General features: G+C 48.0%; 12 protein-coding genes. 4 read left to right on the forward strand and 8 right to left on the reverse strand.

Features of this window, described 5'->3' with window-relative positions:
• Positions 1–209: 209 nt before the first annotated feature.
• The 3 genes from KW844_RS24950 (at position 210) to KW844_RS24960 (ending at position 4,142) form a co-directional block, all read left to right on the forward strand.
• Positions 210–581 carry a hypothetical protein gene (locus tag KW844_RS24950; RefSeq protein ID WP_218379515.1) on the forward strand — a complete coding sequence of 124 codons (372 nt, stop codon included), beginning with the start codon at positions 210–212 and terminating at the stop codon, positions 579–581.
• 119 nt (positions 582–700) lie between these two features.
• Positions 701–2,938, forward strand: a complete 2,238-nt coding sequence (locus tag KW844_RS24955; protein ID WP_218379585.1) for a TonB-dependent receptor — start codon at positions 701–703, stop codon at positions 2,936–2,938.
• 4 nt (positions 2,939–2,942) lie between these two features.
• Complete coding sequence (locus KW844_RS24960) at positions 2,943–4,142, forward strand: sialidase family protein (protein ID WP_218379516.1); 1,200 nt, start codon at positions 2,943–2,945, stop codon at positions 4,140–4,142.
• 219 nt (positions 4,143–4,361) lie between these two features.
• On the opposite strand, the gene KW844_RS24965 is transcribed toward KW844_RS24960, so the two are convergent.
• The 8 genes from KW844_RS24965 to dprA form a co-directional block, all read right to left on the reverse strand.
• Positions 4,362–4,523, reverse strand: coding sequence for a hypothetical protein (locus KW844_RS24965; protein WP_218379517.1), 162 nt, complete (start codon positions 4,521–4,523; stop codon positions 4,362–4,364).
• Between the two features lie 151 nt (positions 4,524–4,674).
• Positions 4,675–5,430, reverse strand: a complete 756-nt coding sequence (locus KW844_RS24970; RefSeq protein ID WP_218379518.1) for an SDR family NAD(P)-dependent oxidoreductase — start codon at positions 5,428–5,430, stop codon at positions 4,675–4,677.
• Between the two features lie 56 nt (positions 5,431–5,486).
• Positions 5,487–7,310, reverse strand: a complete 1,824-nt coding sequence (locus tag KW844_RS24975) for a gliding motility-associated C-terminal domain-containing protein (protein ID WP_218379519.1) — start codon at positions 7,308–7,310, stop codon at positions 5,487–5,489.
• Positions 7,311–7,474: 164 nt separating this feature from the next.
• Positions 7,475–10,108 (reverse strand): PKD domain-containing protein, encoded by a 2,634-nt coding sequence (locus tag KW844_RS29495; protein WP_218379520.1) that lies wholly within the window; start codon positions 10,106–10,108, stop codon positions 7,475–7,477.
• 27 nt (positions 10,109–10,135) lie between these two features.
• The gene (locus tag KW844_RS24985; RefSeq protein ID WP_218379521.1) at positions 10,136–10,927 is read right to left on the reverse strand and encodes an alpha/beta fold hydrolase; all 792 of its coding nucleotides are present in this window, start codon (positions 10,925–10,927) and stop codon (positions 10,136–10,138) included.
• Complete coding sequence (gene lnt, locus KW844_RS24990) at positions 10,908–12,521, reverse strand: apolipoprotein N-acyltransferase (protein ID WP_218379522.1); 1,614 nt, start codon at positions 12,519–12,521, stop codon at positions 10,908–10,910. Before lnt ends, KW844_RS24985 begins: the two co-directional genes overlap by 20 nt.
• 163 nt (positions 12,522–12,684) lie before the next feature.
• Positions 12,685–14,157 (reverse strand): IMP dehydrogenase, encoded by a 1,473-nt coding sequence (gene guaB, locus KW844_RS24995; protein ID WP_218379523.1) that lies wholly within the window; start codon positions 14,155–14,157, stop codon positions 12,685–12,687.
• 108 nt (positions 14,158–14,265) lie between these two features.
• On the reverse strand, positions 14,266–15,372 hold the full coding sequence (gene dprA, locus KW844_RS25000; RefSeq protein ID WP_218379524.1) for a DNA-processing protein DprA: 1,107 nt from the start codon (positions 15,370–15,372) through the stop codon (positions 14,266–14,268).
• Between the two features lie 93 nt (positions 15,373–15,465).
• Here dprA and KW844_RS25005 point away from each other — a divergent pair, with 93 nt between their 5' ends.
• Entirely contained in the window at positions 15,466–16,275 is an 810-nt protein-coding gene (locus KW844_RS25005) for a 5'-nucleotidase, lipoprotein e(P4) family (protein WP_218379525.1), read from the forward strand.
• Positions 16,276–16,447: the final 172 nt, after the last annotated feature.

Below are 16,447 nucleotides of genomic sequence, written 5' to 3' on the forward strand. Positions count from 1 at the left end.
AAAAAGGCGCATGGCTATGGAAGTCAGGGATCTGGCAATTGCTCAAATCGTTGTCTTATGTGGCGGAAATCCTGATATTTACTTCAAAACATAAAGAAATGGTCGGAATTTCTTCCGACCATGACTAAGCCAACAGCTCCCCTTTTTTTGCGATAAAAAATTTCGGACTTTCCATTTTTTAAACTTTTCCATCCTATCTTTGCCCGGATTTGAAATACATTGTCATCATATTAGTGTTCGCAGGATTATTGCTGGAAAACGCCAGCAAGGGTCTGATTGTACTGCAATACTGGGCTAACCAGCAGTACATTGCACAGAACCTGTGTGAGAACAAGGATAAGCCTCAAATGCACTGTAATGGCCGCTGTCACCTCAGGAAAGAATTAGAGAAAGACGCGCAGCCGGAGAAAAGCAGCAACACCAACAAAGAAACTTATGAGGTTATGTTTGTAAACGAGTTGCAGAACTTTTTACAGGCGCCCCCTGCAAACGAACTTATACATTCCGGATATTATAAGGACCCCGTACTTCCGACGCCAGTATTTGCTATTTTCCATCCTCCTCAGTGGTACAACTCTTAATACCAATTTCTTAGACTTTTCAGATTTACAAACCCCGGGAGTGGCCACAGGCCTGTCCCAGCTGTTTATTGTACCACATGAAACAATGTTGTTTATTCATCATTGCGTGTTTGGCTGCAATGCAGACCCATGCCCAGCAATTACGTGGGCGTGTGGCTGATATGCAAACACGCGAAGCATTACCAGGCGCGGTAATAAGTACGCTTAATCATAATAAAGGATGTGCAGCAGATGCACAGGGATCATTCGGAATGGATGCCGGAAACGCTGACTCCATCAGGGTTTCCAGTGTAGGATATGTTACCAGGATATTGCCGGTAAAGGCCGCTGCTCAGGGCATTATATACCTGGAGCCGGTAGCGGCTAATCTAAATGAAGTAATTGTGTCTTCCTCCAGGGATAAGCAATACAGGACCGATGCACCGGTGGCCATCAGCACTATATCTCCCCAAACACTACAGGAAACAAAGGCTACCACGCTGGACAAGGTGTTGAATAAAGTAAGCGGTGTGTACATGGTGGACCTTGGCAACGAACAGCATACCATGGCTATCCGCCAGCCTATTGGCTATAAGAGCCTTTTCCTGTACCTGGAAGATGGTATTCCTATCCGCACGGTGGGCGATTTTAACCACAATGCGCTGATAGAAATTAATATGGCAGCGCTGCGTAATATTGAAGTCATCAGAGGTCCTGCGTCTTCCTTATATGGCAGTGAGGCGGTAGGTGGCGCAGTGAATTTTATTACGTTATCGCCTACTATTGCGCCTACTGCAAAGGTACAGGCGGAAATGAGCAACTGGGGGTACAAGCGTACCGACTTCAGTGCCAGCGGTACCAGTGGTAAATGGGGGGCGGTAGTATCAGGTTACTACGCCAACCAAACCAACGGTTACATGGACCATAGCGACTTTCATAAGCTGGGCCTGAGTTTGAAGACTGTATACCAGGCCAATAGCACTACCCGCTGGATCAATGCTGCCACGTTAATTAATTATAATACCGATCAGACTGGTGGCCTCGACAGTGCACATTTTTACAGCAAGGATTACCGGAATTTTCAAACTTTTACATACAGAGATGTGCAGGCTTTGCGGATAAGAAGCACGTTAGATAAGCAATGGAATGCGGATAACAGCACCAGCTTCACCGCGTTTTACCGGCATAGCACCATAGGCCAGAATCCTTTTTATTCCATAAAAAATACGGCTGATCCGCTCCGGTCAACCGGGCAGATAAATAGTGATGGATTTCATAGCTATGGTATCATTATTCAGCATAAAAAACGCTTCAATTGGAAGGATGCGGCCCTGATAGCTGGTGTGAGTACCGATTATAGCCCTGCGACCTATCACGCAGGTTTTATCACGATTGACAGAAATGCCGCAGGTTATTACACCGCCTATCAAACCACAGATTCGGTGCTCACGGATTATAAGGTAGGACTCCTTAACACTGCCGCCTATACGCAGTTTGAAATGTCGCCGTTTCATCGTATGAAACTGGTGGCTGCATTGCGTTACGACCGCATGGATTATGATTTCGTGAATCACCTCACCCCTTCCGCCTATACCGGCGCGCCGAGTGAAAAAAATAATTTCAATGCGCTCACACCTAAGCTGGGATTGATATATAGCCTGGAAAGCAATATCGGGTTTTATGCGAATTACAGCCGGGGATTTGCTCCGCCAAACATCTCCGAATTATACCAGGGAGTGAAGGTGCCGGTATTGGAGCCCGCTACCTATAATAACTATGAAGTGGGGGGCTGGTTCGGGTTTGCCGGAGATAAGGGTTATGCAGATGTTAGTGTATATCGTATGAATGGCAGCAATGAAATTGTAAGTGTGCGTTTGCAGGACGGAAGCTATGAAAACCGTAATACCGGTGCTACCACACATCAGGGTATTGAGTGGAATGTGAAATATAATTTATGCAACAGCATCTTATTACGTACCAGTGGTACTTACGCGCATCATAACTTCGACGCATATACGGAGAATGGAAAAGTATATAATGATAACCGTATGAATGGTGCGCCGCAATGGATCACTAACAGTGAAATTACCTGGAAACCATTGTTTCTGAAAGGTTTCAGGCTGGGTGGCGAATGGCAGCATATCGGTAGTTATTATATGGACCCTGCCAATACAGCGATGTATGGGGGATATGATTTGTTTAACCTGCGTGCTGGCTACACCTACAGGAGTATCGACTGCTGGGTCAACTGTATGAACGTTGGTGATCAACTGTATGCTACCACAGCGGAGAAGAGTGCCTATGGCGTGTCTTACAGGGTAGGTCCGCGACAAACGTTCAATGTTGGCATTGGCTATACTTTCACCGGAAAAAAGTAAGGATATGAGAATTGTATGGATAGCAGTTATTGTTTTGTTGAGTGCATGTAGTGTCAGGGAGAAACCAGCTGCGCGGTTCCTTTCGCACCCGGATATGGCAGCATCCTGCCCTTATATCACGCATGATGCAGCGGGGAACCTGGCTATCAGCTGGATTGAAACGGATACGGCCAATAATAGTTTTATTTATTATACCATTTCACCTGATCAGGGTGAAACCTTTGCGGCGCCGGTGCAGGTAAGCAGTTCAGCGGGTGTGTATCCCCATGATGAGAATCTGCCGAAGATTTTGTTTAAGCCGGATGGTAGTATTGTTGCCATGTTTGGTACGGAAGCCAATGATGCGCGGAACAAGTATGCCGGCAAGGTGATGTATACACAGTCCTTTGACAGTGGCCGCACCTGGCAGTCTGCCATGCCCTTGGTGACGGATACTGCCGGCTATGACCAGCGGTATTTTGATATGGCCCTGCTGCCAAACGGTGAAGCGGCAGCTATCTGGCTGGATAACCGCAAAACAGCCAGTGCCGAAGGTTCTACGCTTTACTTTGCTGCCACCAGCGGCCGCAATGGGTTTGGTGCTGCCAATCCCGTGGTGGAAACGGTTTGCCAGTGCTGCCGTACCAAGTTGCTGGTAGATGGTAAAGGAGCGGTACACTTGGTGTACCGGGATATCATCAACGACAGTATCCGTGATATGGTGCATCAGGTGTCGGTGGATAATGGGCAGCACTTTTCTATGCCGGTGCGCATCAGTGCCGATAACTGGGTGGTGAATGGTTGTCCGCATACTGGCCCTGCGCTGGGTGTGAATAAAGCCGGGCTTCATTTTGCGTGGTTTACCATGGGCCATGGTAAGGGCATATTTTATTGCCGCTCACTCGATAACGGGAACACCTATACGCAGAAGGAGTCGCTCAGCGATGCCCCAATGGCAAAGCATCCGCAGCTGGCCATTGCCGGTGAAGGAGATGTGTATATCGCCTGGGATGAGCCGGTGAAAGTGGGAGATGATTTCAATAGCAGGATTGGATTTGTGCATAAATCGCCCGATGGAAAAACGATTAGCTCCGCACCGCTGACTTCCGATAGTACATATGCTAATTTCCCGGTAGTGGGGACCGCAGGCGATAAGGTGATGGTAGTGTATAAGCAGCGGGTGGGTAAAAGTACAGCGGTGGCTTGTCAGGTGCTGCTGCCTTAAAGTGATGGGTTACTTTGGTAGAGACGTGCTGCGCACGTCTCCTCGCGCAGAGAGATGGGTGCTGCGGCCGTAAAAGTGTTCGCTTGTTATTGTAGAGCCGTGCTGCGTACGGCTCCTCGCGGGTGGGAGCCGTGCGCAGCACGGCTCTACCAAAGGACATAAAAAAACGCGGGGCACCTGGTGCTCCGCGTTTCAAATCATTGAGTACAACAATACATCTCAGCTGTAACCAAAAGAGAAACCTTTTTGTCCAGCCCAATCTTTTGCAGTAACCCAGCGGCCATAATTGCCTTTGGAGGTGTTACCGAAATAGAAGCGCCATTGTTCTTTCCACCTGGGATAGTACAGGCGCAGCAAGTACACTGTTAGAAATGTAAGCATAGGGATATGGTTTTCATTAAATGAACGGATAGTCAAGTTCAGTCTAGCATTGGCACGGGTCCTATATTTTTGACGACAATGTTTTGCCCAAAAGATATAGGTATTTTCAAATATACTTGCTTTTACTAAATCGTAATATCACACGTATGTGTTAATTTTTATCTATGTAGTAGGCATTTGCCTGCTGAAGTGGTGTAACCACCAGGTCATTGATGCAAACGTGTGCAGGCAAAGTAGTTACATAGTATACAATGTCGGCCACGTCCTGAGCACTCATTGGAATGAAACCCTGATAAACGGCTTTGGCTTTATCTTCATCGCCCTTAAATCTCACCATAGAAAACTCCGTTTCAGCAGCACCCGGATGAATGGCGGTTACCTTTACCCGATAAGGCAGCAGATCAATACGCATGCCCTGTGAAATAGCATCCACAGCGGCTTTGCTGGCACAGTATACATTGCCTTTCGCATATACATGCTTAGCAGCAGTAGAGCCAATGTTGATAATATGACCTTTGGTGCGGGAACGCATCCATGGCATCACGATCCTGGATACATACAACAGCCCCTTCACGTTGGTATCAATCATGGCATCCCAGTCATCGATGCTGCCTTCTTCAATACTGCTGAGTCCTGCCGCCAGGCCGGCGTTATTCACCAATATATCAATGGCTTTCCATTCTTCCGGAATGCTGCCCAGCGCCAGCGACACTTCCTGTTCATTTCTTACATCGAAGTGCAGGGCCAGTACGTTAGTGCCATATTCCTGTGTGAGTTGTGTGGATAGTGCTTCCAGTCTTTCTTTGCGGCGACCGGTAATAATAACATCGTACCCTTTGGAAGCGAAAGTAATAGCGCAGGCCTCACCAAATCCTGCCGTTGCGCCTGTAACAAGAACAATACCCATGAGTAGTAAATTTTAAGATAAGCTGAGGATGCAAAAGTAATGCAATTTGCAGCGAATCACCGGATGAGTGTGACGGTTCCTTTCCGCTGTATTTCCTGACCGCTTAAATCGGTGCCGTTCAGTATCCAGATGTAAGTATCTACGGGCGCAGGTTTGCCGAGGAAGGTGCCATCCCACCCGATCCTGAAATCAGTGGAAGCATATAGTTCCTGTCCCCAGCGGTTGAAGATCCGGAAGTATTTGTAACTCACCATACCCACAGGAATAAAGCGGAAACGGTCGTTTACACCATCCCCGTTTGGTGAAAAAGCGTTTGGAATATATATTTCAGGGCCGGCATAGAATTTCACGCTCATAGTATCATAACCTACACAACCTTGCAGGCTGGATACTTTCAGGATATACGTGGTATCAGTAACGGACTGCAATACCGGATTGGCGATATTAGGGTTGCTTAGCCCCAAGGAAGGGGTCCATTGATAAATATCGCCACCGCTGCCCTGCATGGTAAACGGCAGGCCTCTCACCAGAATCGTATCATTGCCTGCAAAAGGATTTACCGCATAGATCCGCACATCTTTAGTTACCGACTTTTCACACTGGGTATTGGTATTGAGCGTGAGGGTAAGACTGTACACACTGGCGCTGGGGAAGGTATACGTGAGGAAACGCGTAGACGCGTTCTGGATAGTGCTATCCCCGTTGAGTTCCCATTTACGGTTGGTGATGGTGCCGTATTGATAAGTAGATAAATCCTCAAACTGGATAGGATCACCTTTACAGAAACCGGTATTATTGAAATCGGCTACCAGGCCCGGATAGTTGGACACTTCGCCGGTAGTACTATCCGTACAGGCAAGCCCCGGATTCACCACCATTTTTACTTTATACACCCCTGTATCCGGAAATACGTGCTGGAACAGATTCTTGTTGGTGGTAAGGGTATCGGTGCCATCTCCAAAAGTCCAGTAGTAGGTAGATGTAAAACCTGCGTTACTATAATTGGGCATCGGTACTGCCAGGGTGGGCTCGTCCGCACAGTTGCGCAATACGGACGGAATGGTGGCGGTAATTTTTGTGGTACAGTCAAATACGGTCATCAGGATATCCTTGCTGTGCGTGCCCAGGAATTTTTTAGTAGCCCGGTCATATTCGTTGACGCATACCGTTACCACGTATTTCCCCGGCCGGTCCGGCGTACAGGTTATCAACCCGTTATTGTCAATATTTATTTGCGGATTACCCCCCATCGGGTTATTCCCGGAGTAGGGAGGTATATACCTGACTGTATTATTATAAGGCGGCGGAGTGGTGGAGCTTCGGTCGTTGTTCAGTGTACCATCGGTGAGGGCGCTGCAAAGGCTGTAGGTAAGACTATCGCCATCTTCATCAAATGCGGCATAGTCCACCGAAAAGCCGATCGCATTACAGATCACGATGGTAGTGTCTTTATTAAAATAGGCGCTGTTATTATAAGGTTTTGTTTCCGAACCGGGGATTACGGTGTAATAAGTAGACCCTTCGTGTTCGGAGTCGAATATATTAGTGAGTTTTTCACCACGGCAGCATCGCTGGGAGGATACATAGTAGCCGCCAACAACTGGTGGCAGCTCGATGGTAGCTTCATAAAATGCAACTTCCAGATGCTGCGCCTGTGGGGCGAGGCAAGGATTTTTCAGGGTATCGATCAGTGGTTTTACTGCGGTAATATATAGGTATACAGAAGATAATATCCTGGTGCCGTTTGCGGAGTACACATTGGCCACAGAGGGGTTTTCAAAACGGTCAATACAACCCTGCCGGTCGCCGCAGGTAAAGTCTGCGTCGCGGTAAAGTTTGAGTGTAATAAGATAGCGGTAGCGTAGGCTATCTGCACTCATACCTATCGTTTTATAATAAATCTCGCCACCAATAATATGATAGCCAGCTGCATTAAGGAATAACAAACAGCAGCTAAGTACCAAAAAAATGACTCTCTTCATAATAGGGGTACTGCTCTATTAATTTAACACAAAATGAGCAGTTCCGGTTCACTGAAGTGTCATTATCGTACAATCGTTACCGTTCCCTTTAAACTGATAGTTTTTTGATTGATGTCTACCCCTTCTACCATCCAAACATAGGTGCCTACTGGTGCGCGCTGGCCATTGACGGTACCATCCCAACCTTTGAGATACGCTGTGGATGAATACATTAGCTTACCCCAGCGATCATATACCCGGAAGTAATTCATTTGCACGATGCCGACAGGCAGCGGTCGGAAAATATCATTTTTTCCATCGCCGTTAGGAGAGAAGGCGTTAGGTATATAGATTTCCGGCCCTGTGAAAAATCTTACGAAAATATCATCGGTACCACTGCAGCCCTCCTGCGTATAGGCGGTAACGGTGTAGGTGATGTCCTTATCATAGGCCGCAAATGGGGTAGCGGTAGTGGTGGAACTGAGTCCGCTGGAGGGCGACCAGGTATATCTCACACCTCCGGTAGCATGCAGCTGGAAGGGTGTACCCAGCATTACAATGGTATCGTTGCCGGCAAATGCCTGCACGGGTGGTACTACTTTTACCAATGCAGTTGCAGTCACTTCCCGCGGGCATCCCAGTGTATCCGTTACCGTTACGGTAAATAAAGTGGTGTCGGTTGGCCTGGCCCAGGTGACGGCACTGCGTGGGTTTTCCACATAGTAGCTGGGCGACCAGGTATAATAGGCGCCACCGCTGGCACGTAACAATACCTTGCTTCCGCTGCAGATGGTTGAATCCGGTAAGGCGGCAGCACGGGGAGGATCTACTACTTTAAGGCCTACCGTATCACGGTCGTGGCATTTCCCCAGTTGTGCATGTATCTCATACTGCTGCAAGGGTGGCTGCGGTGTAACTATTGTTTGTAAGTCATTTCCAACAACGGTATTAGAACTGAGTTCTGTCCAGATATAACCAAAAGGACCGTCTGAACTGGCATACAACCTGATTTCATCGCCGGTGCAAACGGTGCTGTCGCTCATCGCATTCACATGTATTTCCTGTCTAACATCTATGGCTACACGTTTTTCGGCAACACATTGCTCCTGGTCCGTAAAATACACGGTGTAAAAAGTATCTACCAAAGGAAATACCGTTGGTGTAGGCGTATTTTCATCAAATATCCGGTAGGTGGCCGGCTGCCAGGTGAATGTGCCAGGCACATCACTTGTGGCATTGAGCCGTAGTGAATCATTCACACAGATAACTGTATCAGCAGTCGTGTATAATGGCGGATGATCGTATACCGATATGGTGGTGGTATCAAACTGCTCACAACCGAAGCTGGTGCGGGCGTACATGATTACCTGGTAATTACCTGTTCTGGTATAGGTGAATTGCGGGTTGCGCAGATTAGAACTGTCTGCCGCTATGCCGGTCCCGAAATCCCATTTGTAATAGGCCAGGGTTCCCATGTCGGTTCGGCTCCTGTCAGTAAACTGTACTGGCTTATCCACGCATCTGCCGGCGGTGATAAAATCTGTATTAAACACAGGGAACACAAATACTTTGGCCGTGGCGCTGTCGCCGCAGTTACTGCTTTTATCTACATACAATTTTACAGTATATACGCCGGGAGTGGTATAAGTATGTGGCAGCGGTGCCGGGTCATTGGTGTCCAGGGTGGTGCCGTCTCCAAAGTCCCAGTGGTAAGGCTTTCCTAGCGTACTGTTATTGAGGAAGGTGACGGTCATGCTGCGGCATTCCGCATATTTATCCGGCATGGCGGCTACTACCTGTTTTACGCAGGTGGTTACGTTGATATGAAAATCTTTTCTGAGGGTACCTACGAGCTTTCCATTGCGTCTTTCTTCCACGCACACTGTTACCACGTATTTGCCCGGATCAGGCGCTATACCGCTGATAATACCGGTTTTGGAATCGATGGTGACACTGGGGCCTAACGGAGAGGCGCCGGAAAAGGGCGATACGTAATTGACATAATCGTAGGGCGGTGGAACTGCCGGGTCGGGAATACCGGTGTTGTTGGTGGCTCTGCCGCCTTTAAAGGCAGAACAAAAGGAATAGGTGAGTTCATCATTATCCTGATCGCTGGCGGAAAAGTCGTACGTGAATTTCTTTCCGGCGCATACCAGAGTCGCTTCTTCCTTATTAAACTGCGGGCTTGAATTTTCGGGAATACCGTTTAGTCGTCCGGGTAGTTCGGTAAAGTAGGTGGCACCGGTTCCCTGGTTGCCTGCGGGGCCGTTCATATTTTCGGCGATGATGTTGACCATGAAATTATCGCGGCAGCAGCTTTGGAAGGCAACGGTATAGCCTTTGTCGTTAGGTGCTACGGTGATAGTAGTGGTGTAATACGCTACCTGGAAGCAAACGCGTGGCGGATTTACGATGCAGGGATCAAACTGTGCCAGCTCTTTTTGCTCAAAGGATGACTGGCTTACGAGCGGGTTGGTATACGCTACGGAACCGGGACTATCGTTATTATAAGTGGTGAGATAGGCGGAAACGGGCATTTCAGCGATATTCTGTCCGCTTTCACAGGTGCGGTACAGGCGCAGGGTTACCCGGTAAGTATAGTTTCCATTGGCTTCCTGTTGCAGGAAGGTGTAATACACTTGCCCTCCTATAATATGTTTGGCGTGCACGGCCAGCGTGCTCATCATACATATGAGGAGGTACAGTAGTTTTTTCACAACCAGAAAGTGTTTGTCTGCCTGGTTTTAAAGCTGGCAGAATGAAATAAATTGGTTCAGTAAATGATTACTTTCTTCAATTTTTTCCCACATTCCCATGTGTCCCACTTCTTCAAAGATGAATATGTTGCTGGTGTTGGGTAGCATTACCTGTTGCATTACGCCGGCAGGTGCTACTGCATTATCATCTTTCCCTATCACAAATAACATAGGAGCTGTTACTGAAGATAATAATCCGGTTAGATCGGGTCGTTGCATCATTGCATTGGTGTAGGCAATGAGTGATTCGTCGGGACATTGTGAGCACATATCGATACAAGCGTCTACCAGTTCGGGCTTATTCGTTTTGGTTGCCGGGCTAAACAGATTAGGGATCGTTTGCCGGATAAATAGTTTGCCACCATGTTGCCGGATAAATTCGATGGATTTCCTGCGTGTATCTTTTTTTTCCGCTGTGTCAGCCGCTGCTGTTGAATGAAAGAGGCCAAGTCCTTTGATCACTTCCGGGTGTTGCTGTTGCAGGGCGAGTGCAACGTAACCTCCCATGGAGTGACCGATTACTACCGTTTCTTTTATATTTTCTGCTAACAGTATTGAATATACGTAGTCTGCCATGGCAGCAATGGTAAGCCCCGCTGTGAGGGGCGACTTTCCGGTGCCTGGGAGGTCGGGTACTATCACCCGGTAATCCTTGCTCAGGTGCTCCTGTTGTGCTTTCCACACCTCGCTGTTTTCTGAAAATCCGTGAAGGAGTACTACTGCCGGGCCCTGTCCGATATCCTGATAGGTGCCATTTCCATTATTGATTGTTTTCCACATTTCTGATACCTGGAATGAACCGTGAAAAAATAGCATGTATCAGTAACAAGATACAAAATATTATTGCTCCTCTCGAAATAAGATCTCCATATTTTACGTAGAACGTAAGATCATACCGCGGTGTTACAGGTGCTTTAAAAACAGCTGGTTCCCAGTAGGGTTGCGGTTGGTAGATGTTACCCAGGGGGTCTACCACTGCGGAAATACCGGTATTGGCACTGCGGGCAACCCATTTCCGCGTTTCTATCGCACGCAGGCGGGCATATTGCATATGTTGGCGGTGGCCTTCTGTATTACCCCACCAGCCATCGTTGGTGATGATTACCAGCAGGTTGGCGCCTGCGCTGGCACGGGAGGCTACATAGTTACTGAATACGGATTCATAACAGATGGTGGGAAATATGTTGATGTTATTTGCCGGGTCTGTCAGCATCTCACTGGCAGGCGTACGGCCGTAGCTCCCGCTGATGCCGCCCATATCCAGCGCCACTTTTTTCATGAAATTGAAATAGCGCACATAGGGTACCAGCTCCACACCAGGTACCAGCTCATACTTATGATAAATTTGGATGGAATGCGAAGTGTCGATTTGTAGGGCACTGTTGAAGGCGTCCCAGTGGGTGCCGTCTTCCATGGTGCGACTACCTTCTGCCGCTTCCTCCGGCTGGCGGTATTGCTTTAGGGTAACGGCGCCGGTGATCACTTTCGCATGCGGGTAGGCACGCAGGAATTCCCGTATAGCGGTCACCTCAGGAGTGTAGTTCAGTTGCTCTTCCCAGCCGCCCTGCGGAAATAGCGCGGTTTCCGGCCAAATGATATAACGGGTATTGCTATCTGTTTTTTCTTTGGATAGAGAGATGAGTTTTTCGACCTGCTGCATGGAATTGCCCCCGGCAAATTTCTCGTCATAAGGGTCAATATTCGGTTGCACTACCACTACATTGATTTGTTTAGTGGGATCATCCGGGACAGGGTGGATGAGCAGATTAACCAACAGCGGCAGCAGCACTGCTATCGCAGGCTTCCATATCTCTCTTTTACAAAACTCTGCAAATGAATAATCGTGTATGCGTGCCCGTTTCCATGCTGCATAAATCAGGATATTGCTCAGCAATACCCACACAGTACCGCCGCTGGCGCCGGTAAATTCATACCACTGCACCCAGCCGGGGTGCATGGCAAAGCCATTGCCGAGTACCAGCCATGGCCAGCTCAGCTCCCAGGTTTGGTGAATATATTCAAACGTAAGCCAGTATACGATCAGTGCAAAGTAGCTACTGGTGGCTGACAGGCGGCGGCGACTATTTTTATACATCACCCAGGGGATGGTCATCAGGAAGGCGTTAAAGCTATTGGCAAAAACGCCGCTGGCAGGTACAGGGGTATTGCCTACCCACCAGGTACTGGCCGCATTCCAGATGAGAAAGGCGAGGAATATAAGCCCGAAATAGGCCCCCTTATGCTTTACCTTCTCTGTAATATAAAACAAGGGCGTAAGGGCAATAAAAATTAGCGGGGTAAGCGGCATGGTGGGCCAGGAGAGCCAGAGCAGCAATCCGCTTACTATACTTAAAATGATAATGCGCAGGTTCATATTCGTATTTCAGGAATAGATGGCAACGAAGATAAGCGGGGAATGGAACAAAACAAAAGACGGCATGCTATTATAACATGATATTAAAGCTTCCGGAAAGAAAAACACCGCAGTCCATACAGGTGGTACGAACTGCGGTGCGTTATCATTTAACTGCTTAAGCTTATCTGCTGTAGTTAGGTGCTTCTTTGGTGATTACCACATCATGCGGGTGGTTTTCTTTAACAGTAGCAGCCGTGATTTTCACAAATTGTGCCCCCTGCAAAGTTTTCACATCTTTAGAACCTGTGAGGCCCATCCCTGCACGAAGTCCACCTACAAACTGCTGGATAACTTCTGACAGGTAGCCTTTGTAAGGTACGCGACCTACGATACCTTCCGGAACCAGTTTTTTGATATCATCTTCATCCTGGAAGTAGCGGTCTTTACTGCCTTCCTGCATGGCTTCGATAGAACCCATACCACGGTAGGATTTGAACTTACGACCTTCGTAGATGATGGTTTCTCCGGGAGATTCTTCCACACCGGCGAAGATAGAACCAGCCATGATGCAGGAAGCACCGGCAGCAAGCGCTTTCACCATATCACCGGTATAACGGATACCACCATCGGCGATTACCGGAATACCTTGTTTTTTCAGGGCATCAGCAGCGTCCATTACAGCGCTCAGCTGAGGGAAACCGGCACCGGTTACGATACGGGTAGTACAGATGGAACCAGGTCCAACACCTACTTTTACCGCATCAGCACCAGCGGCAGCGAGTGCGAGCGCACCTTCTGCAGTGGCCACGTTACCAGCAATCACCTGTAATTTAGGGAATGCTTTTTTCAGCTTTTTCAGGGTGTTGAGTACTGCGATGGAATGGCCATGGGAGCTGTCCAGGCAAACTACGTCAACGCCTACATTAATCAGTGCCTGTGCACGATCCAGTACGTCAGGGGTGATACCCAGTGCCGCACCTACCAGCAAACGGCCAAATTCGTCTTTTACTGCATTTGGATAGCTGGTGAGCTGGAGGATGTCACGATAAGTGATCAGGCCTACCAGTTTACCTTGCTTGTTCACTACCGGCAGCTTTTCAATCTTGTATTGCTGGAGAATTTTTTCCGCCTTTTTCAGGTCGGTGCCTTCAGGAGCGGTAATCAGCTTTTCGCTGGTCATCACTTCTTTTACGAGGCGTTTTTTATTTTTTTCGAAACGCAGGTCCCTGTTGGTCAGAATGCCGATCAGTTTGCTGGCGTTATCAACGATTGGAATACCACCAATGCCGTTTTCTTTCATGAGTCTCAGGGCCTCACCGATGGTAGCATCTGGCTGTAAGGTAACGGGGTCCATAATCAGACCGCTTTCGCTACGTTTCACCCGGCGAACCATTTCGGCTTGTCTTTCAATACTCATGTTTTTGTGGAGAATACCTATTCCACCCTCTCTCGCCAGAGCGATAGCCAGATTGGCTTCCGTAACAGTATCCATAGCGGCAGATATCATCGGTAAATTGAGCCGTATGTTTTTTGTTAATTGCGTAGAGATATTTACATCTTTCGGATGAACTTCAGAGTAGGCCGGGACGAGGAGTACATCATCAAATGTCAGTCCGTCAGCTACAAATTTGGGTTTAGATTTTCCCGCAGGCATGATGCAACTATTTGTCAGTTAAAAAATAATTGCACGCAAATGTACGCCTATTTGCGCAATAAATAAAATTTCACTGTTAAGCAGTTGTGAATTTATATTTCCTGACGCTCAAATGACAGGTTCATATACCTGCCCGGGCAAACATTTTACCAGGCATTGCATTTCCAGGTTAAACATAGCCACTGCCACCTGGCTGCCGCTCAGGCGGCTAAGTATATAAATTTCTTCCAGATGTAGCCGTTTACGTTGGGTGAAGAGTTGCATAATGGTTTGTTCCTCCAGAGATAGTTCCACAAACATGGCCGCCTGCCGGCTTACTATGGGCCTTGCCGCCTGCTTGTCCCATCCCATAGCGGTTAGTATATCCGCGGCACCGGTGATCAGCGTGGCCTTGTTTTCCCGGATCAGCTCATGGCATCCGGCGGCATACCATTCGCCTACATGGCCGGGAACACAGAATACATCCCTGTTATAGCCATTTGCCAGGTCGGCGGTGATCAGCGAACCGCCTTTAATACCACTTTCTATCACCACCGTAGCATCAGCCAAACCTGCCACTATGCGGTTTCGTTTAGGGAAATTCTGCCTGTCGGGCAAAGTATTACTGGGGTAATCGGTCAATAATCCGCCGCATTGCTGCATACTTTCGGCTACCTGCTGGTGTACCGCCGGGTATATCCGGTCGAGTCCATGTGCCAGTACGCCGATGGTGGGAGTCTTGGCTGCCACCGCAGTACTATGCGATAAGATATCGATGCCATAAGCCAGGCCACTCACAATGGTAACACCGTTATCACACAGTTCCTTTACGAGCTGCCCGCATACCTTAACGCCATAGGGCGATGGCTGCCTGGTGCCTACGATGCTCACCATCCGGGCCGTATTGAGTGAGGCATTGCCCTTGAAATACAGCAGGGCAGGGGCATCCACGCAATTACGCAATCTTCCCGGATAGTTTTCATCTCTATAAAAAATAACCTGGATATCATTGTCGGTAATGAATGCCAGTTCCTTTTCTATGGATTCAAAATCTTTGAAATGCTTAATGGCGCGGGCTTTTACGCTACCTACCTGTTCGATTTTTTCCAGCTCGTGCAGGCGGGCAGTAAAAATATCGGTAGCAGTGGGAAAGTAATCCAGCAGTTTCCGGATGGTGATGTCACCGATCATGGGAACCCTGGTTAATGCAATCTGGTACATTAATTCGGAGGGCATAACAAACAATTTTAGTCCTTCAAATTACAATTTATCCATTGTAGTTTTTTCTTGTTCAGGTGATTTATTTTTGCAACAACCAATTTATATTTTATGAAGATGATAAGGCTTTGGGGAATAGTATTACTGGCAGGTTTGGCAGCTTGTAAAACCGGACAACCTGTGACGGGTAACCATACATCCAACACGGTGCTGGTACCACAGGGAGTAGCATGGGCAGCCTTGTGGCAACAGCAGTCGGGCGAGTACAAGGCATTGTGTTTACAGGCATACCAGCTGGCGGCTTTACGTCTGGATCAATACCTGGCACAATCTCATGGGAAACCGCTGGCAGTAGTGACCGACATCGACGAAACGGTACTGGATAACAGCCCCTATTCCGTTCATCAGTCATTGAATAAAAAAGGTTACGATGAAAAAAGCTGGGCAGAATGGACCGCCAAAGCTGTGGCCGACACGGTACCTGGCGCACCGGCGTTCTTTAAATACGCCGCCTCCAAAGGAGTACAGGTGTTTTATATAACTAACAGGCAGGAGTCAGAACGTGCTGCCACCCTCAAAAATTTGCAGCGGTTCAATTTCCCCTACACCGATGACCAGCATCTGCTGCTGAAAACAACCACCTCCGGCAAGGAACCCCGCCGCCAGCAAGTGTTGCAGCAGTATGATATCGTGATGCTCTTTGGAGATAACCTGAGTGATTTTTCAGCTATTTTCGATAAAAAACCTGTCGAAGAAAGAAATTCAGCCGCGCTGAAATCCAGTGCTGAATTCGGTTCCCGCTTTATTGTACTGCCCAATCCTATGTATGGCGACTGGGAAGGAGCTTTATATAATTTCCAATACAAATTAACGGAGCAGCAGAAGGACTCCATCATGCAGGCTACTTTAAAAAACTATTAGGCATACTCGGAGCCGGCAGGACTGCCCCAATAACACCCACGGTGTTATTGGGGTATTTTTTTGAGTGGGAGTGTCCACTTTGCGGTTCAGTAACGTCTTTATCCGGAATGATTACCCGCTGTACCGCCAACATACCACCAGATGTTGGTGAATACCGCGTTTTTTCTATTTG

It is taken from the genome of Chitinophaga sp. sic0106, assembly GCF_019219075.1.
In the GTDB taxonomy this organism is placed as follows: domain Bacteria; phylum Bacteroidota; class Bacteroidia; order Chitinophagales; family Chitinophagaceae; genus Chitinophaga.

Bases quoted from the DNA above. Each gene is read 5' to 3' on its own strand.
- KW844_RS24955 (WP_218379585.1), top strand. From the start codon at position 701: ATGCAGACCCATGCCCAGCAATTACGTGGGCGTGTGGCTGATATGCAA.
- KW844_RS24960 (WP_218379516.1), top strand. From the start codon at position 2,943: ATGAGAATTGTATGGATAGCAGTTATTGTTTTGTTGAGTGCATGTAGT.
- KW844_RS24965 (WP_218379517.1), bottom strand. From the start codon at position 4,523: ATGCTTACATTTCTAACAGTGTACTTGCTGCGCCTGTACTATCCCAGG.
- KW844_RS24970 (WP_218379518.1), bottom strand. From the start codon at position 5,430: ATGGGTATTGTTCTTGTTACAGGCGCAACGGCAGGATTTGGTGAGGCC.
- KW844_RS24975 (WP_218379519.1), bottom strand. From the start codon at position 7,310: ATGAGTGCAGATAGCCTACGCTACCGCTATCTTATTACACTCAAACTT.
- KW844_RS24985 (WP_218379521.1), bottom strand. From the start codon at position 10,927: ATGTGGAAAACAATCAATAATGGAAATGGCACCTATCAGGATATCGGA.
- lnt (WP_218379522.1), bottom strand. From the start codon at position 12,521: ATGAACCTGCGCATTATCATTTTAAGTATAGTAAGCGGATTGCTGCTC.
- guaB (WP_218379523.1), bottom strand. From the start codon at position 14,157: ATGCCTGCGGGAAAATCTAAACCCAAATTTGTAGCTGACGGACTGACA.
- dprA (WP_218379524.1), bottom strand. From the start codon at position 15,372: ATGCCCTCCGAATTAATGTACCAGATTGCATTAACCAGGGTTCCCATG.
- KW844_RS25005 (WP_218379525.1), top strand. From the start codon at position 15,466: ATGAAGATGATAAGGCTTTGGGGAATAGTATTACTGGCAGGTTTGGCA.